Below are 19431 nucleotides of genomic sequence, written 5' to 3'. Positions count from 1 at the left end.
CGGGCAACCATTTATGCTTTAATGCCGTGCTAACTCCATGAAATTATTACCTTTTGATCGCCATGGAGTAAATATTCGTGCCGATCCTTTTTGGCTTTGTTGCTGTCAATTCTAAGCTGGTCATCAGCGCTGCCGGTCATTACTTTAAACCGGGGCAGCTTACTTTTGCCTGTTTTGACTATGCACATCCGGCAGTTCAGCTCTTTTACGCCAAGTGTATTAAAGCTTATTGTTTTGTTTTTAATTTGCGGGGTTGATACAGGGTAGTCAACAAAAATAAGGAAATCGTGGTCTGGTATCTTAATATACTGCCGCGGTACTATACCAAAGGCAAGCCCGGCGCCATACACTTCCTGGCCCACCTCTCCTGATTTTTCCCAGCCGTCGTGGATATCCTCAAGCGCTACCCAAAGTTTCGGGTCAAGTTCACCTGTCTTGATTTTTTCAGCTAACATATCCTCCGGAAGAAGTGTAGGATAATAATAAACTGCGCGGTGCACTGTGTGGCGTACAAATTCGGCAAGCAGCATGGCTGCTGACGGCATAAAATCTACGCCATGAGTATTGGCTAATAACTCGTGGACACCTGCAAACACCTCCTGTTCCTCATAAACTGCCGTGTAGGGCGCGTCATTAAGCGGAAACACCGAGAAAAAATTAGGGAAATTTGGTCCATAGCCATACCTGCATTCCCATAACGATACATTTTTAAATACGTTGGCTATAAGTAAATAGCATAGGTTGAGATAAAACTCTTTTTTGGTATACTTATACAAAAGCAGCATAGCTTTTGCGCCAAACATGGTATTATTTGCCTGGTAAAAGATGTTGAAGCCATGCTGCACGAGTGACCTGGCCGCTTTTTCCGCTTCATTTAGGTATCTCTTTTCTTTGGTAATCTCCCAAACCTGAAGCATTACATGTGCATACAAGGCGGCTACATCTTTCTCGCCCCCTTCACCTTCCTTCGTTTCGGCTTTAATTACCTCGAGCGTTTCCATTTGATAAAACACCGGCCATTTATAATTAAAGTGGTGAGCTACCTTTATAGCATAGTCAACTGATTTAAGCAGCAGTTCTTTCGCTATCTTATTTCCTGCCCGGGCAACCCGGGCTAGGTTAAGCAATGGATGATGCAGGTACCATGAATCCATTACCTTCGGAACTTTTTGTTCTTCAGATTTGTCCAGCATATCTTCCTGGGCGGGCAGCCACCGCATTACAGTACCCAGCTTTTCGTTAAAAAATGCTGGCAGGGCATTAATGATATCCTGCTCTATTACGCAGCGCTCACCGCTCCAGCGCATGTAATCCTGAACGGGCAACAGTACAGCTAGCTGCACCATTATTTCAGGTGGGGTATAGTAATCGCACACATAGGCATTAAGGTACGGGTGCCCGTTGTGGTATGTCCAGCATCCTTTGTTGTTTTGCAGGTCATAAAGCGCCTTATTCAATACATCAGGGTAATCATGATATTTTGGCTCCGGCTTTGGTATGAGCATATAAATCTGTGAAAGCGCATTTAAATAGCCCTTAGCAATGTCAAATTGATCAGCCGGGGTGTCATTGCTAAAAGTTATCCAGGCATCTGATATGGTGTAGGTTTTGCCGGCAAGCAATGGTTTTTCAATAGCAGCAGGCAAACTTAAGCCTATTTCAGGCCATTGACCGCCAACATTATCGGCAGCCGATGTTTGCGTATCGCTGTGGTAATCAGCCAGCGCAGTAAGGTTTTGAAAATAGAGTAAAGTGCCTGCCTTTGGCCTGGCGAAACTGGCATAGACAAGTCCCGAACGGGTACCTATTTGCGAAATATGTATGTCGCCTGCCGAGCCCCCGATGTTACCGTTTGCCGGCGTCATAATTACGTCCCTGGGCCAAAAAGGTATAAACATATCCAGGCCGGGCCATAATTGCACCGTATAGTGCAGCACCGGGTTGCCGGTCTGCGGGAAATCAATAGCCACGGTAAAAGCGCCGACATTGGAAGCAATGTCCAACCTTACGCCTTCTGCCGACTCAGTAATTTTATTTACCGTAAGATTATCAGGGGCGTAAGCGGTACGGAAAGAAGTCCTGGCGCCACCGGGCCAGGTTGCGACGATCCATAAAATATCGTCGGTATGATGAACGGCAAATATAAATCCCTGAATCTCTCTGGTGTAAATTGGCGACCCGCCATCGGCGAGTTTAGCGGCAGCTCCAGCCGCCCACACAGATATTCCAGCCATTGTAAAAACGGTTTATTTTACAACACCAACGAATAAAATCACCCACTTGTTTGCGTTATGATAAAAGATGTTCTCTTAATAGATAATAATGCCGAATACTTAGAAATATGTGTAAAAAATTTAATTAAAAGTATAAAACAAACGATGCCATATCAGAATTAATATTCTGAGACATTAAAGACACAAAAACAAAAATGACTATGGGAACTTTAGAAAACAACCGGCAGGGGAGTGGACGAATGGATAGTTTATCGGTGATAGTTACCGGTGGTACTACTGGTATAGGAAGGGCGGCTGCTATCTTGCTGGCTTCCCAGGGAGCGCGGGTGTTGATAGCGGGGCATGATGGGTCGCACTTACGGGAAACACTTGATAGCGTTGGTGAAGATATAAGTGGTAGTGTACATGGAGTAATCGCAGACCTGTCTACCGAAGAAGGAGTAGAAAAGCTGTTTAGCGAAGCGGATAGTGTGTTGCCTGGTTTAGACGTGCTGGTTAATAACGCGGCCTTAGCTTTCCAGGGCATATCAGACGGCAGTTACCAGGATTGGCAAAAGGTTGTCAATACTAATGTAATGAGTTATATGGCGTGTACCCGCATGGCATTGGATAGGATGAAAGAGAAAAAGAAAGGGCATATTGTTAATATAGGGTCTATGAGTGCTGACGTGCGGGAAAAAGACAGCTCGGTATATGTGGCTACTAAATCAGCTATACAAGGTTTTTCCGAAAGTTTACGTAAGGAAGTAAACGAGGCAGGCATTAAAGTAACATTGATTGAACCTGGTGCTGTTGATACTGACATGCAGCCTCAATCTATCGGTGAAAAGAAGCAGGAAGTTGATGAACTCAAAATGCTGAAAGCAGAAGATATTGCCGAGGCAGTGCTGTACGCGCTGTCGCAACCCGAACGATGTGATGTGGTTGAACTTAAAATAAGGCCGCATTTGCAACTAATATAATATGCGCAAGCTGCTGAATGAATATAAGGTTTTTAGCAGCCAGCCCAGGCCAATGCGGATGTTGTTGCTTACTAACATGGTGTACGCATTCGCATTGCCCGTTATTGAGCTTTTTTTAGGCGCGTACATCATACGTAAATCAAATGATGTCAGTTTGGTAATGGTTTACCAGCTGGCGCAAGGCACCGGCATACCAATTACCTTTATGTTAAACGGTTACCTGCTCAGGCGGTTCCCAATCTCTCGCCTTTATGCTTTAGGGATGATTATCAGCGGGATTGATATGGGCATTATGATGCTGATGCCTGAGCTGAGTTTTTTCGGCATAGCGCTTATAGGGTTTATTATGGGGCTCTCCTATGGCTTTTTTTGGGCAAACCGGGTTTTTTTAGCGCTCAACAGCACAAAAGATGATAACCGTAATTATTATTATGGCCTTGAGACATTCTTTTTTACCTGTGCCTCTATTGTGATGCCGCTTATTGCCGGTTATTTTATTGCATCAACCCAAAAGCTCGGATGGCTAGGGGGCAGTGTCACCAGCGCATACCATATTCTCACCATACTGGTGATACTGCTTACCATAGTTGCATCAGTTATAGCGCATAAAGGCAGGTTTGCAAATCCGCCGAATGCTAAATTTCTATACTGGAAGTTTCATCACCTTTGGGATAAGATGCAAGCCCTGGCTGCACTGAAAGGGGTGGCGCAGGGATTCATCATAGCAGCGCCGGTAATGTTAATTATGAAGTTAGTAGGAGAGGAAGGTTCGGTCGGATCAATACAGTCAACCGGTTCATTTCTTTCCGCGATAATGCTGTACATATTGGGGCGGGTTACCAGGCCCGAGCACCGGACTAAAATTTTTGCCGCAGGCCTTGGCCTTTTTGTACTCGGAGCGTTTGTTAACATGGCATTATTTAACGCGCTGGGAGCAATTTTTTTTGTAGGATGCCTGGTTTTCGCGCGGCCCTTGCTTGACCTGGCGTATTTCCCTATTCAGTTAGGTGTTATAGAGTGTGTGGCGGCTAAAGAAAAACGCAATCAATTTGCTTACATATTTAGTCATGAAGTTGGTATTTATGTTGGACGTTTGTTTGGATGTATGCTGTTTATTATGATAGCGCGGTACATTAGCGAGGATGCCGCGTTACGCTACGCGCTGTTGGCAGTTGCTTTAGTCCAATTTCTCTCTGTATTTGTAGCCCGCTCAATACTAAGAGACGGGGAGTGGTGTGAGCGTTCGCGCGAACTACCGATAGATGCCAACACCTTAAAAGAACCGTCGGAATTATAGCGACGATCGGGAATATTCACTAAACGTATAAACTTCCGCGAAAGCCTCTCGCGGCGTAATAAGACTCAGCGCCATTATGGTAAACGAACACCGTGTCGTAACGCCGGTCACAGAATAACGCACCGCCACGGTTTCTTATATTATCAGGAGTAGCTATCCAGCTTGATGTTTTTAAGTCAAAGGCCCCTAACTGTTGCATTTCACGGTATTGATTTTCGGTCAATATCTCAATGCCCATTTCTGCAGCCATATCCATCGCACTGTTTTGCGGCTTATGCTCCTTTCGCGAATCAAGTGCTTTACGGTCATAACATAAGCTGCGCCGGCCTTTAGGACTTTCAGCCGAGCAATCATAAAATAAAAACTCACCGCTTTTTTCATCATAGCCAATCACGTCGGGTTCTCCCTCTGTCATTTCCATGCTATTAAGCGACCACAGTTTTTCGGGCTTTGCTTCAAGTTTTGCCTGCACATCGGCCCATTTAAGGCCCTCATGGCGTTCCATGTTTTTTTCAAAGCGTGCCTTAAGTACGGCGAGTAAGTCTGCTTGTTGTTGCGGCGATAATGTCATTTTATTCATGATTATAATACTGCAATATTTTAACGGATTGAGGAATTAATTGAAGGCTCAAAATAAATCTATCAGGTTTATTATGGTGATGCTAAATTTAATAATTATGGCTTATCCCACCAAACCCTGGTGTTCAAATCGTCGGCACCTCCGTAGGGGAAAGATGATACCGCCAGGTTGTAGTTGGTTGTATTGTTGGCGCGTTCCTGCGTCGGGTAGCCTTCACGGCGCGGAATCCTGTCGCCATTGGCGCCCGGGGCAGCAACTAACGTGGGGTAACCTGTACGGCGCCATTCTGCCCAGCCCTCGTAGCCGTGTAAAAACAGGTGCACCCATCGCTGTGTGGCAATCTGTTCAAGGGCTTTAACGGCATTATATTTTACGTTTTCCTGTGCTAAAAAATCAGCTGTTCCGGCAGTGCTGCCCGTCCATTGCGCAATAGAATTTTCAACTGCCAGTTTATAATTTGTTTTAGCGGCGGCATCGCCGCCTTCAATCCAGCCAAGCTTGGCGGCTTCGGCCAGGGCAAACAAAGCCTGTCCGTAGGTTACCAGATGAACCGGCGAGTTTTGCCTGCGCAGTGACGAGCCCAACAGCGATACCTGGTCAATATCACTTGAGTTGGGTACGGCTTTGCCATATTCCAGTCCAACATAATTGCCGGCTGTATTAGGATTAGCAAATACCGGCAGTCGCGGGTCGTTCAGCGGCAGCATGTAGTCTACCAATGGCTTGCTTACGGCAAACCAATTACGTCCAAGTTGGGTAAATGAATTATACCAGTAGTTTTCGTTATTGGCGTCGTTTAAATGCGGATAGGCAAGATTATCACTATTAGTCGTCATAATGCCGTTACTAAGCGCTTTTTTAAATTCAGCTTTACCTTTTTCATTATCAACTTTACTTAACCTTAAAGCCATTAACAGGTGGATGGTATTGCCTAATTTTTTCCATTTAAGTATATCACCGCTATAAACAATGTCGTTTTTTAGATTGCCGTTGGTTGTCACTATTGTGGAGTTAGCTTCATCAAGCAAAGCAAAAAGTGAGTTGTAAATTTGCTGCTGACTATCATAAGCCGGGGTAAAATTGGCGCGGCCCTGCAACGCTTGCGAATAGGGGAGCGATCCCCACCTATCGGTCATGTGCCAGTAAAAGTAAGCCTTTAAAATTTTTGCTACCGCTAACTGGTTTACCACAGGTCCTTGGTTGGCATCTAATTGCGCGTTGATGGCATTTTCAAGGTTCGTTAAAGGCCCTGTATAAAACGGATAAAAGCTAAAGTTCACGGTGGTATAGCGGCTATTATCCGTAAACGAGGTGTTTGACAGGTATTGAGGATAATGCACGCCGTAAGGTGATGAACTTAAGGAAGGCAAAGCCATTTCGGCATTCGCTATCAGCTGCATACCCGAAGCTGTTGTGGCGTTATTCGGATCTTTGATTAATGAGTCGCTAAACTTTGTACAGCCGGCCAGCAAAGCCGCGCTTATTAAAATTGCGCTGATATATATGTATAATAGTTTCATGTTAATCGTTTAGAATGCAAGGTTTAAATTAACGCCGAATGACCGTACCGTTTGCAGCGCACCTTTCTCTATCCAGCTAATGGGCGCGCCACCAGATGATAACTCAGCGGGATTAAGTCCTTTTGGCGCCTTTTGCCAAATCATTAATGGGTTACGGGCGATAAGCGCAAATTTGGCCGATTTGAATGGTGTATTTTTTAACAATTCACCATCAAAAACATAGCCAACACTTACTTCGCGCAGCCTGATATATGAAGCATCGTAAAGCCATTCTTCATATATGCGTGTGCCAATGTTGTTCCTGAAGTAAGTACGGGCGTCAACATAGGCGGTAACCTCCTGCCCGGTGGCCTGTGATATGCCGGTTATTTTATACCCTCCGCCCTCATCAAGCGGGTCACGAACATTTTTGCCACGGTCGTTCAATGCGGCCGTTTCAGCTGCCTGACCTGATTTTACTGCTAGCATCTTACTCCAGCTAAAAAATTGGCCGCCCTTTTGAAAATCTATCATAATGCCAACATTCACTTTACCAATACGGAAGTTGTTCAGAAAACCGCCCGTAAACTCCGGCAGTACGCTGCCAAAATTATGGTTAGTTTCAACTATTGGCATATTATCAGTACCCAGCAATATTTTTCCGGTCACGGCATCGCGCAGATATGCCTGGCCAACCAGACTGCCAAAAGGCTGCCCCACAATGGAGTTAAGAAAAACCGATACCCCCGAATACGTATTAACCGCTAACTGGTAGGTATTGATTCCCGGATACAGGGATTTCACCATACTGCTGTTCCGGGCAATGTTAAACGTCGCGTCCCAGGTAAATAGCTTCGTTTTAAAGGGCTGCCCGGTAAGTGATAGTTCCACCCCCTTGTTCTCTATAAGGCCGGCATTTACTACAGCCTGCTCATAGCCGCTGGCGCCTGATACGGTTAGGTTGATGATCTGATCTTTATTTTGCTGATTATAATAAGTGAGGGCTATACCCAGGCGATTGTTAAAGAAGTTAAGATCTGTGCCCAGCTCAAATGAATTGGCAAATGATGGCCTGATATTAGGGTTTCTAAGCAGGTCTGGAACTACTAAACCTGTAATAGTACCTGTCGGCGATGTATACGGCAAGCCCGGCAGGTAAACCTGCGAGGTTTGATAGGGGATAAGATCAGCTCCCGCTATTGCGTAACTGGCTCTTAGTTTTCCGAAGGACAGTGGCCGCCAGTTAAACAGTTCGCTGAACACGAAGCTACCCGACACCGAAGGATACCAGTACGAATTATTATTAGCAGGCAATGACGATGATACATCATTACGAATTGAAGCATCAATAAAATAAGTGTCTTTAAAGCCAACGGATCCCATGGCATAGGCACTGCGAATTTGTTTCCGGGTAATAGCTGATGTACTTACCGGCCGGTCTACAGAGGCGGCTATCGTATAATTTCCAATGCTGGTTAGCCCTCCTACAGTAGCTTGGGAGGTTCCGGTTAAATCCTGGGTTAACAGGTTTGCGCCAACTATCGCATTAAATGTTACATCGCCCCAACGCTTATCATACTGGCCCAAAAATTCGTAATTGTTTTCGGTATTCTGGTATTTTATTACTGAGTAGCCATCATTAAGCCTGCCGCCAATAGCCTCTTTGTGTGTCGCATTCTGCGTAAAAAAATCTGACCGCGCAAAACCACTCAATTTTAAACCCGGCATCAACTGGTAGGTTACGTGCACGTCACCAAATACCCGGTTCCGGTTATCGTTGTTTAATACGGCAAACGCGTCGAAAAAAGGATTATTCCAGTCGCTGGGTTTATTGTTTACGATCACGCCCTCGGCATTTGGATTTACATTCCAGTTCAGGATGGTACCGTCCGGGTATCTGTAATTGCGCAGCCTGTTAACATCCAGGTTACGCTGAAACCATTGTACTGCCCCGGTAAACGATCCCTGGTAGCCCTGCGTGGGCCGCTGTGCGCTGTTGTTGGCGTAATTTATATTGGCGCCCACAGTTAATTTAGATGATAGCACCAGTGATGTATTCAATGCCAGGTTATTACGGCGCAGCCACGTATTGGGCATGGTACCCTTTATGTAGGTGTTGTTGTAACTCAGGCGGAAAGTGCTGTTATCGCCGCCGCCGGTAACGGTGATGCCGTTGTTAAAATTATGGCCGGCTTCAAAGTAATTCTTAATGTTATCCGGTTGTGGCACAAAAGGCGTTAGCTCCCCGTACTGCGCGTCCTGCGGATAAAAGCTGTAAAACATACGTACAGGGGTGCCGTCCATCTTAGGGCCCCAGCTTTCGTCATTACCGTTAACATATTTTTGACCGTTGGCAAGGGTTAAAAAGGTTTGGTTGTTACCCACGCCGTAAATATTCTGCAACGGCATAAAATTAATGATATGGTCTACCGTGTAAGCACTGCGTACGCTTACCTTAATGTTTTTATCGCCAACCGTGCCTTTGCTTGTAGTAATTAGAATTACCCCGTATTGCCCCCGCAGTCCATAAAGTGCAGATGCCGTAGGGCCTTTTAATACGCTGATCTTATCAATATCTTCAGGGTTGATATCTTGCGAAATATTACCAAGGTCTACGCCATTTTCATTTCCGCCAAAATGCTGCTGCGCTATAGGCGTGCCGTCAAGCACTATGAGCGGCTCACCGGCACCGCTTAGTGAGTTTATACCCCTTAGCTTTATCTTTTGCGTACCGCCCAAACTGGCACCGGATGAACCGATTACTTGCGCACCCGCAATTTTTCCGGCGAGCGAACCTATCACGTTTTGTTCTTTTGTCATGGTAAGCTGCTCCCCGCGCAACTGCTGTGTAGCATAACCAATCGATTTTTGACTGCGCTTAATGCCTAAAGCCGTTACCGCTACTTCGGTAAGTTGTTTGCTATCGGTTAGCAGGATAACGTTTATCGTGTCGCGGGTGTTGCGTGCTATTTCCTGCGGCAGGTAGCCAACGGAATGAAAATTTAACACCGCGTTGTTTGTAGTACGTAAAGTGTACATACCGTTTACATCGGTAGCGGTACCGTTAGCAGTACCTTTTACTGATACACTTGCACCCAGTATGCCAACGCCTGTTTCATCAGTCACAATGCCGTGCACAGTTGTACTTTGTGCAACTGCATCGTAAACGGAAAGAAGTATAAAGAAAAGAAACAATAGCTTTTTATGCATAAGTGACTGTGACAGATGAAGATTAAGCGCCAAATATACTACCTGTATGGCATAATAGAAGGCCGGTCACTTATTTATACTGTATAAAGAATTTCAATGTAACTTTTGCACCCGTTAAAATTGAAATCGATTGCATTAGTCGGGAAATTAACGGTTATTTGATATACGCTTTTAAATTGCATGAAAAGACTTTACTTATTAATATCTATCATTTGTCTCACCGGCAGTTATTGCCTGGCCCGGCAACCGGATTCTGTTGCCTTCTCAGTATCGAAAGTTTTAGGTGATAATATGGTAGTACAGCGGGATAAACCTTTTACGGTTTGGGGGCAGGCACCTACCGGTCACAAAATAGAAGTGACGGTAAGCTGGAGTAGAAAGTCGTTTGCCGCTACATCAAATAGCCAGGGGGTTTGGGAGGTAAAAATTCCTGCGGCATCCGCAAATACCAAGGCGCAAATTATCGTGGTTAAAGATATAGTCAATACCGCGGTAATAAGGCTTAATAATATCCTGATTGGTGATGTGTGGATTTGCAGCGGGCAATCAAATATGGAAATGCCAATAGATTCCATATCGCCATTTCCGGGTTTTCCGGGTGTAACCGATTATAAGGCTGAGATTGCAGCCGCGAATTATCCGGCTTTAAGACTCTTCAAGATACCTTACGGCAGATCAGACGCGCCTGAGGATAATTTAAAGCATAACGCACTCTGGAATAAATGCACACCGGATAATGCAGGTAAATTTAGTGCGCTTGCTTACTTTTTTGCTCGTAAAGTACATATCGAAATCAATGTGCCTATCGGTTTGGTAGTGTCTGCCCTCGGTGCCACATCCGGCGAGGAGTGGACTGCCCGTAAAGTGATAGATAGTGATGATGCCCTGAAATCGTTTTACAAGCATGATAAGGTGTCGAAATTGTATAACGGGATGATATATCCGCTAAAAAAGCTGGCTGTCAAGGGATTTTTGTGGGACCAGGGGGAGGGCAACCGAAATGACCCGCCCGGAATGTATACACGTCTCAACTCAGCTATGATAAAAGATTGGCGCGCAATTTTTAACCAGGGACAGCTGCCTTTTTATTTTGTGCAGATGACCCCGTACGCTGCAAAATTCTTTTTTACAAACCCCTGGGGCGATGACCCGAAAGCCAGCGACTATGCCCGTTTCAGGGAAGATCAAATGCTGGTGCGTACCCATACGCCAAATACTGGTATGGCGGTAAATATGGATATAGACGAGATAGTGCATATACACTGGCAAAACAAGAAGCCAACAGGCGAGCGACTTGCCTTGCTGGCATTAAACCAAACGTATGGTCATAAAAACATTCAGGCTGTAGGCCCGCAGTATGCCGGCCATAAAGTAAACGGTGATAAGGTTATTATTGAGTATGTTGCAGGTACGTCAAATGGTTTAAATGCGGGCGGCAAACCCCTTGCTCAACATTTTTATGTAGCGGGTGCTGATAGTGTGTTTCGCCAGGCCGCTGCGACTATCCGCGACAATATCGTGGAACTGGCAATACCTGAAGGGACGCCAATGCCGGTACTGGCGGTGCGGTATGCGTTTACTAACTTCCCGGTCACTAACCTGCAAAATTCTGCAGGGCTTCCGGCAGAGCCTTTTCGTACGGATAAGTGGATAAGTAATTAGCCTTGACAGTTGTAAACATTGTTAAGGCTAATTATTACAACTGCTCAGCAAAAAACTTAAGCGAAGTTTGTATATGCTGGCTCCAGTATGGCCATTCGTGCTCACCGGGATGTTCTGCATAGCTATGCGCGATGTTGTGGTTTGTTAATTGCTGATGAAGTTCACGGTTATATTCAATGAGCAGATCTGTTTCGCCGCAATCAAAACGCATTGGCGGTAAAGTGTCTTTGTATTTGAGTACGGTGGCCAGCACGTCTTCATCCGTGTTGTCAGACTGAGCATATTCGGCCAGGTCTTCTTCAACAAAGAGCTTCATCTGCGGCAGCGAGGTTATAGATGAGTGCCCTGCCATAGCTTTAAACAGGTGGCCATACTTGGCACCGATACGCAATGCGCCAAAACCACCCATTGATAGCCCCGCTATAAATAAAGGCGATGCTGCCGTTGCGCCGGGTACGGTTTCAATAAGCGCATTTAAAATATCTTCCGTTATCCATTTTTCAAAGTTATAACCATTGTGAGGCAGGTAGCCCGATCCGTCGCCCCACAACCCGTCAGACGGCATGGCAAGTATCATAGGTGGTATTTCACCCTGTTCTATCATGGTAAGCGCAGCTAAGTGAACGTTGCCGTTGTACACCCAATTCCAGGCGCTGCCATATACCCCATGCATCAGTATGGCAACCGGCAGGTTGTCGCCCGGTTGTGTGCCGGGGGGTATAAAAGCGCATATATCACCACGCCCTTTTAAGTTAGGTGTTTTTGCCGTTATAAACCGCACATGTTCAAGCCCGTCAACGTGGGTAGAAAAATTAATAGTTCTGAATTTAGACATCCTTTATATTTAATCAAATACAATTACACCTTTTGCATTACGCCCGGCCAGCATATCCTCAAAAGCCTGGGCTAAATTTTCAATCGGGTAGGTGCGTGTTATCATTTCTTCAAGCATTATGGTTCCCTTTTCATACAGGTCAACTATTCTTGGAAAATCTATCTGCGGACGGCTGCGGCCGTATAGCGGGTTGATGTATATTTTATCCCACTCAAACAGCTTCATGTCAATGGTTAAATCTTCCTCAATACCGCTTACCTGTACAGCTTTACCCGCATTGCGTACCATGGCCAGCGGGGCTGCACCCAGCGCCGGTATAGCGGTACACTCAAAGCAATAGTCGGCACCACGGCCGTCTGTCATCGCTTTAACCTGCTCGGCGGCTTTTAACAGGTTGGTATCATTACGGTCGGCCAAAATGGTATGCGTTGCACCAAATTTTAATCCCATCTCAAGGCGTTGCGGGTTAATATCAATAGCGATAATTTTTGTTGCCCCGGCAACCTTTGCACCCTGTATGGTATTTAAACCTACGCCGCCACTGCCTAATACAACTACCGATGTACCCGGTGCAACCTGCGCTACATTAACAGCAGAGCCATAACCCGTCATCACGCCGCAGCTTATAATGGCAGCTGCCGGGAATGACATTTTATCGGAATGGTTTTTTACTACGGCCACATCTTTTACTAATGTATATTCGGCTAAAGTGCCTATATTAAAAGAGCGTTCGGTGTTGTTGCCCTTATAAGTAGTACCCTCAATATGCGCGTGGCCCGGTGTATACCCGTTACCGCCAGCAGCAACAGGTGAGTTATTCTCGCAAATGTTTTGGTTGCCTTCCTGGCACTGGAAACATTTGCCGCAGGGTGTAGCCCAGTTAAGCAGCACTTTATCGCCAACGGCAACATGTTTAACCTTGCTGCCAACTTTTTCAACTACACCGGCACCTTCGTGACCCAGCACAAATACTTTACCCCAGGTAAGCGAATCCCAGTCGGTATGGCAAAGGCCGGCAGCCTTTATCTTTACCAGTACTTCATCATCTTGTGGGTCCTGAATTTCAATAGTATCAATAAGGTAACCGCCTTTGCCGTCGGCCAGCGCTGCTTTACATGTTATTGCCATAGTGGTTTAAGATATATTGGTTAATTTTGATATGTGCATACAAATGTATGATAATGCGCTTTAAATAGAATTAACCTATAGGCTATTATTTAGTATCTTATTTTGTTTTCGCACGCTTTTAGCAAATAAAAACATACCCGGGTATACATGCTAATTAATTTGTTTTTGCCATTTTAGCTCCTTAAACAATCATTTTATGGCTACTTTTCCGGCATTCCACTATATCAATACTTTACAGATGCAGCCACATCCCGAGGGTGGCTATTATAAAGAAGTATTCCGGTCGCCGCGCGAGGTAGTACGTAAGGGCGAAGATGCTTTAAAAAAGGCTTGCACGTCAATTTATTACTTATTGCAGGCCGGCGACTATTCGGGCTTTCACCGCCTGCAGTCCGATGAAATATGGTGTTTTCACAAAGGCGAAGCCCTGCACATCCATGTTTTAGATAATGCCGGGCAGTTGATTACCCATGAACTTTCAGACGCTGAAACCGGCTCCTTTTCGTTGGTGATTCCGGCAGGTTTGTGGTTTGCCAGCGAAGTAGCAGCACCGCAAGGGTTTTCGCTGGTTAGTTGTGCGGTAGCGCCGGGATTTGATTTTAGCGAATTTGAAATGGCGCGGAAAAGCGAGATGCTTAAAACATATCCGCAGCACCAAAGTATATTAAACAGGCTTTGCCGTTTATAAAACCATCTGATCCGTGTATTCGAAAGACGAAGCATCGCAGCTTAAGCAAGCATTCTGGACAGCGTTTGGCCAGTATTTAGCGCCGCACCCGTCTGCCGAAGGCTTAAAAACAAACTGGATAAATTATAAAACCGGTATAAAGCAGCTTTACTTTAAAATGCAGGCCGGTAACCGCGACGCGTTTATTGCAATAGAAATAGCACACCCCGACCCGGAGATACAAGAGTTGTTTTTTGATCAGTTTAAGCAATACAAAACTATTTTAAATAACGTGCTTAATGAAGATTGGGAATGGCAGCTGAACGTTGCCAACGAGAATGGCAAAACAGTGAGCCGTATTATAAAGCGTTTGCCTGGTGTAAGTATATTTAATAAAGGCGACTGGCCAGCTTTGATATCATTTTTTAAACCTCGCATTATTGCGTTGGATGAATTCTGGAGCGATGCCAAATACGGGTTTGACCTATTTAAATAGAACGGCTAAGCCCTACACACCGCAGGGCTTAGCCGTTCTACACAATAAAGTTAATAGCTTTTATAGAGATGAATCAATAAGTTTTAATGGAACCCTTATCGCTTTCGGACGGTAGGTATCCGGATCTTTTCTGAAGCTGCCGTTGCACTCATTGTAACAGGCTGGTGCAAGCGGAGCGCCATAGCCATTCACTGAGTATATTATCAGTAACTCGTTATTGGCAGTAAATTGATGATGCGCTATAGGCAGATACCAGCTTGGGAAATTGCCGTTAGGTGCACGTTCGTCTATTTGGTAAATAACCTTCCATGATGAAGAGCCGGCTGTAGAAGGGAATGGACCTGTTTTAGCACTTGCTGTTGCAGTATAAATATTTTGAGCATTATCTAAACAAGTTAGCGCGAAATGCGATACTACACACAAATATTTTGAGCCTACTTTTGAGATATGGAAACTGGTGGTTGGCGCTTCACCAATAGAGACCGCCGAAGCGACCGTGGATACCCATGACGAACCGTTCCAGAACGTCCATCCGCTAACGTTTTCAGGTGCACTTTGTAATATGCGGGCTACATATATTGCTCCTACACCGAACCCGCCTTGCTTGCGTCCGTACACATACAGGTAGCCATCACTTTCTTTTATAAGGCCAAAACCCCATTCAATACCACCATTACTGTTAGGATTTAAACTCACCGGTAGGTCGACATAAGTAGGGGCGGTGGTAATAGACGAGGTGTTTACTTTTATCCATTGCGGCTTATCATACACCTGTTGTGTGGTGCCTGCGGGAATGTGGGTATAATGCCACACGTCAGACATTATATAGGCCGTAGTACCTATCTGCGTACCATGTGTTGGCCAATTAAAGTACTCGGCTGTAGCGTTGCTGCGATACAGGTTCTTCTTGCCATCATTGGGATTAGTTGGGCCTAATAACAGCGTACTTGATGCCGGATTCCAGTTACCCGAAGGCTGTACGATTGCGCAGCTGTTTACATTAAACAAACATGGCACTGTACCCGCACTGTAATCGTTTTGATGACAGTCGCCGAAATTCCACAATGTGCGACCATCTGATAAACCGATAGACATGGCCCCGTCACCTGCTGTCCAACCGGTGGTGCGTTTAAAGAAATCGGTAGCAACCTTGTCTTTATACGCTACGCGATAAATGTAAAATTTAGAATTATTGGTTGTTAAGCTATTCAAACTAATCTTTACGCCATCGGCCGTTGAGCCGCCGGTTACGTTAAGGCCAAGGGTATTATTTAGTTTCGCTTTTATCTGGTAAACGCCGCTGCCTATATCTGTTATAATCCATTTCTGCGCGTTGTCGCCGGTGTAAGGGTACTGCCACACCTCGGCGCCGGATACCGCGTTGCCGAACGGGATATCGATACATTTCCCGCTATTAATGTTTACAATGCTATACTCACCTGAGCCCAGGCTGGTGATGCGCCATTCCTGTGCTTTATTGGTCATAAACCCGCGCTGTTCTATTTTTACGCCATCTGCGGTGCCTGAAAGGCCGCCTATAATACCTACGGCTTTGTTGGTAGCCGGTGCAGTAACGTAAGTAACCAGTTTGTACGCACCTGTAGGTAGTACGCCGGTCATCTCGCCAACCATCACTCTTTTAGCAGATTGATCATCTTTTTGCCTTGCCGTTAACGATTCGTTTTTTTTACAGCCTGCCGCCACAAGACAGCATGCCGCCGCCAGGACATACGTTAATTGTTTTTTCATAATTTGTTGTTTGGTTTATTATTGGGATACCTGCTTCGTGCAAATACCAATACAAAAAAGGGAATTGTCGAACTTTATTTTGTCCCATTTATACGCTATTTCAGGTCTTATTTACCTTAAACAGCGGCTGAATCGGTGTCGGGTATGCAAAAAAAGCCCGCTGTGTATTACACAAACGGGCTAACCAAATAATTATAAAAAAGAAAATTTATAATGACGGATCTATCATCTTTAAAGGTACGCGTATAGCTTTCGGCCTGTACAGATCGGGATTGTTAGCGCCAGAACATGCAATGCAAGGTTGTGCGCCATTAAGGTTGTAAGTAACCAGGATTTCGCCATTCGCAATATGTTCCGGATGGCCTTGTGCCCAGTAGAACCATGGGCTATTGCCGCTGAATTTATCATCCATCGTGTATATATGTTTACGATCAGCGTAATTGAATGGCCCATAAGGATTATTAGCAACATTGACGTATACTTTAGTGCCCTGGTTGCAAGCAGTACTTAACTCGTTACTAAACATCAGGTATTTGGTGCCCACCTTGCATATAAAAGGGTTAGGCGCGTCGCCGTAACCAATTATAGCTGCGTTGTTAACTCCCGCTACCCAGCTTGATCCGTTCCAGAAACTCCACGCGCCGGCTACACCTGCAGTGGTGGCCGGGAAACGGGCGACATACACATCGCCGCCTATCCAGGGCTTATGCTGCCCCCAGGCATAAACGTAAGTGCCGTCGTTATGGAAGCCCCGGCCAAATTCAATTATGCCTTCGCCATCACCATCGGCGGCATCAAGGTCTGCACGATAAAATGATTGCAAAGTTTGGTAACCGATAACCGTATTTGTACTAATATTGAATTTACCTAGCGCGTCATTTTGAATATGTCCGGTATCAGTCATGCTTGAGCAAAATATGTAAGCGGTCCCGCTTATTTCAAAACCTGACGACGTCCAGTTATAGTTTACCGAACTGGTTGTGTTGCTGCGGAACAACCCGTAAGGGTTACCGGTGCCTGTTAAGGTAGTTGCCGTGTTTGACCAATTGGTAGTTGATGATTGCAATATAGCGCAGTTATTTACAGAAAATATACAAGGTATGGTACCATTGGTTGAATGCACAAGGTTTAAACCGCTATCATCCATTAGCCACAGCACCTTGCCATTGCTAAGTTTAACGGATGTTGCGCCGTCGCCGTTGGTCCAACCGGTAGTGCGTTTAAAAAAGTTGGTAGCCGCTTTGTCCTTATAAGCGACGCGATATATCCTGAAATAGCCTTTATTAGCTGTTTGACCGGCGTAGGCGTTGTTACGTACGGCCGTGCCGTTTGTGGTAGCCGCTACGTGCAGACCCCGGGCAGTATTTACCACAGTTTTTATGCGGTAATAGGCATTGCTGCCTTGCTGTTCAATAACCCATTTCTGTCCGTTTATAGTTGTATTTACAGGCTGCTGCCACAGCTGTTCGTTTTCATCAGCAGTGCCGCCGGGTACATCAAGTGCTTTACCGCTATTAATATTTACTATGCGGTACTGGCCGCTGCCCAGGCTGGTAACTTGCCACTCTTGCCCCCTGTTATGGGCAAAGTCGCGTGATTCAATAAGCTTGCCGTTAACAGTTGACGACGAATCTACCACACCTATTGACTTTTGAGGAGTAGACGCGTCAGTTGTTTCGGGTACAAAACGGTAAACTCCGGTGGGGATTACACCGGTCATTTCGCCGGCTACGTCAATGCGCTTTACCTGGTTTTTTGATTGATTTGCCTGTGCGCCCGGCTCGTTTTTTTTACAGCTTGCCGCAAACAGGCAACATGATGCCATTAAGGCATAGGTTAGTTGTTTTCTCATAATGTTTGTTTATATGGTTGTTTGTTAGTTTGTATGTACAAAAAACTGTTAATAAACAGATAACACTATGCAGAATACACCAGTGAAATATTTTCAATACTTTTAACCACCAGTGTATAAAATGGATGCATTACTAAAAGAGCGTATTGAAAATATTAAGGGGCTATTATAAAATGCCTTTAAAATTAAATGTGTTTGGCATAGCCGTTTTTCATCTCATATAACAACCTGAATGATGTGGGTGAGCATTTATACACTTTGCGAAATACCGTTGAGAAATATTCGGTACTGGAAAATCCGCATTCGTAACAAACAGCACTTATGTGCTGCTCCCGGTCATTCAACAATAATTTAGCTGCCTGCTCTATCCTGATGAAATTAAGATACTGCATAGGCGTTTTATTGGTTAACATTTTAAAGTAATAGGTAAAACGCGTAACACCCATATGGCAATGTTCGGCCATTGATTCAATGGTCCAGGGTTCAATTATATTATGCGCCAGGTGATCTATGAAAAGTTCGATGGTGCGCCGGCTTTCAGTGAGCGACTGGTTTAAGCCTATATTACCCTTTCTGAATAATTCAAGCAGGTGAATAAAAATCTCATTGATGTAAATGATCACCATTGATTCGCTGTTTACCGGGTCATTTTTGAGTAAAGCTCCAATCTTCTGAAAACAGCGCTTAATGTCATCGTTAGCCTTCCATACCGGTTGTTCATTCTGCCTCAGCATGGTAGTAAGCTCGTCAAGGTCTGCACGGTTAAGCACTATCCATTTTGGCCAGTTCCATTCCTGGTGGGGCTGCCTTACGTCAACATCTAATATAAACCAATGCCACCTGCCAATTGATATGGTAGGGTTGCCTACCTTGTGGGGTTGCCAAGGCCGGGTAATTACCAGTTCGTTGGGGTTAACCATATATTCTGATCCATCCAGGGCAAAGGGCATATGGCCGGTTTCCAGGAATGATATCTCTATACCTTCATTGCGATGCCATTCCAGTCCCCAATCTTGCGGAAAGTAGGCGTCCCAGCAGCCAATACTGTTTATACCGGGTAACAAGTCGTCATCCAGGCGGTGCCCCGGGTATGCAAAGCGTCCCCAGGCATCCAACTGAATTTTTCCTGCTTTAAAACTGTTTTTAAGGGGTTCGCACCGGTCTGGTTTATATTTCCGGCCGTTCTCTTCGTAAATACGTAATGCGGTTGACATGGTTAATATTAGATAAATGAAAAGCGAACGTTATTTAGATTTTGTC

General features: G+C 45.2%; 14 protein-coding genes. 5 read left to right on the top strand and 9 right to left on the bottom strand.

What is annotated here, in order from left to right:
- Positions 1 to 29 precede the first annotated feature (29 nt).
- Positions 30 to 2234 (bottom strand): hypothetical protein, encoded by a 2205-nt coding sequence (locus tag DJ568_RS08905; protein ID WP_114004914.1) that lies wholly within the window; start codon positions 2232 to 2234, stop codon positions 30 to 32.
- A 200-nt stretch (positions 2235 to 2434) separates the two neighbouring features.
- On the opposite strand from DJ568_RS08905, the gene DJ568_RS08900 reads away from it, so the two are divergent.
- Both DJ568_RS08900 and DJ568_RS08895 read left to right on the top strand, forming a co-directional pair.
- Positions 2435 to 3196 (top strand): SDR family oxidoreductase, encoded by a 762-nt coding sequence (locus DJ568_RS08900; protein WP_233496659.1) that lies wholly within the window; start codon positions 2435 to 2437, stop codon positions 3194 to 3196.
- A 1-nt stretch (position 3197) separates the two neighbouring features.
- A complete protein-coding gene (locus tag DJ568_RS08895) occupies positions 3198 to 4493 on the top strand; it encodes an MFS transporter (protein WP_114004912.1) in 1296 nt (431 codons plus the stop codon).
- Positions 4494 to 4512: 19 nt separating this feature from the next.
- Here DJ568_RS08895 and DJ568_RS08890 read toward each other — a convergent pair whose 3' ends face one another.
- The 3 genes from DJ568_RS08890 to DJ568_RS08880 all read right to left on the bottom strand — a co-directional run bounded on the left by DJ568_RS08890 (position 4513) and on the right by DJ568_RS08880 (position 9782).
- On the bottom strand, positions 4513 to 5073 hold the full coding sequence (locus DJ568_RS08890; RefSeq protein ID WP_199560928.1) for a DUF4256 domain-containing protein: 561 nt from the start codon (positions 5071 to 5073) through the stop codon (positions 4513 to 4515).
- A gap of 95 nt (positions 5074 to 5168) precedes the next feature.
- Positions 5169 to 6593 carry a SusD/RagB family nutrient-binding outer membrane lipoprotein gene (locus tag DJ568_RS08885; RefSeq protein WP_114004910.1) on the bottom strand — a complete coding sequence of 475 codons (1425 nt, stop codon included), beginning with the start codon at positions 6591 to 6593 and terminating at the stop codon, positions 5169 to 5171.
- A 9-nt stretch (positions 6594 to 6602) separates the two neighbouring features.
- Complete coding sequence (locus DJ568_RS08880) at positions 6603 to 9782, bottom strand: SusC/RagA family TonB-linked outer membrane protein (protein ID WP_114004909.1); 3180 nt, start codon at positions 9780 to 9782, stop codon at positions 6603 to 6605.
- Between the two features lie 180 nt (positions 9783 to 9962).
- On the opposite strand from DJ568_RS08880, the gene DJ568_RS08875 reads away from it, so the two are divergent.
- On the top strand, positions 9963 to 11444 hold the full coding sequence (locus DJ568_RS08875; protein ID WP_114004908.1) for a sialate O-acetylesterase: 1482 nt from the start codon (positions 9963 to 9965) through the stop codon (positions 11442 to 11444).
- Between the two features lie 34 nt (positions 11445 to 11478).
- Here DJ568_RS08875 and DJ568_RS08870 read toward each other — a convergent pair whose 3' ends face one another.
- Both DJ568_RS08870 and DJ568_RS08865 read right to left on the bottom strand, forming a co-directional pair.
- A complete protein-coding gene (locus DJ568_RS08870; protein ID WP_114004907.1) occupies positions 11479 to 12279 on the bottom strand; it encodes an alpha/beta hydrolase in 801 nt (266 codons plus the stop codon).
- 9 nt (positions 12280 to 12288) lie between these two features.
- The gene (locus tag DJ568_RS08865) at positions 12289 to 13407 is read right to left on the bottom strand and encodes an alcohol dehydrogenase catalytic domain-containing protein (protein ID WP_114004906.1); all 1119 of its coding nucleotides are present in this window, start codon (positions 13405 to 13407) and stop codon (positions 12289 to 12291) included.
- A 196-nt stretch (positions 13408 to 13603) separates the two neighbouring features.
- Here DJ568_RS08865 and DJ568_RS08860 point away from each other — a divergent pair, with 196 nt between their 5' ends.
- On the top strand, positions 13604 to 14095 hold the full coding sequence (locus tag DJ568_RS08860; RefSeq protein WP_114004905.1) for a cupin domain-containing protein: 492 nt from the start codon (positions 13604 to 13606) through the stop codon (positions 14093 to 14095).
- Between the two features lie 13 nt (positions 14096 to 14108).
- Positions 14109 to 14570: a DUF4268 domain-containing protein gene (locus tag DJ568_RS08855; RefSeq protein ID WP_114004904.1), complete on the top strand. Its 462-nt coding sequence runs from the start codon at positions 14109 to 14111 to the stop codon at positions 14568 to 14570.
- A 60-nt stretch (positions 14571 to 14630) separates the two neighbouring features.
- On the opposite strand, the gene DJ568_RS08850 is transcribed toward DJ568_RS08855, so the two are convergent.
- The 3 genes from DJ568_RS08850 to DJ568_RS08840 form a co-directional block, all read right to left on the bottom strand.
- Positions 14631 to 16319, bottom strand: coding sequence for an RICIN domain-containing protein (locus tag DJ568_RS08850; protein ID WP_114004903.1), 1689 nt, complete (start codon positions 16317 to 16319; stop codon positions 14631 to 14633).
- 208 nt (positions 16320 to 16527) lie between these two features.
- Complete coding sequence (locus DJ568_RS08845) at positions 16528 to 18171, bottom strand: DUF5005 domain-containing protein (RefSeq protein ID WP_114004902.1); 1644 nt, start codon at positions 18169 to 18171, stop codon at positions 16528 to 16530.
- Positions 18172 to 18356: 185 nt separating this feature from the next.
- Positions 18357 to 19385 carry an AraC family transcriptional regulator gene (locus DJ568_RS08840; protein WP_114004901.1) on the bottom strand — a complete coding sequence of 343 codons (1029 nt, stop codon included), beginning with the start codon at positions 19383 to 19385 and terminating at the stop codon, positions 18357 to 18359.
- Positions 19386 to 19431: the final 46 nt, after the last annotated feature.

Origin of the sequence: Mucilaginibacter hurinus, from assembly GCF_003324525.1 — a bacterium.
GTDB classification, from domain to species: Bacteria; Bacteroidota; Bacteroidia; order Sphingobacteriales; family Sphingobacteriaceae; genus Mucilaginibacter; species Mucilaginibacter hurinus.
Note: the sequence above shows the minus strand (reverse complement) of the source record. Positions and strands in the feature narration are given on the sequence as shown.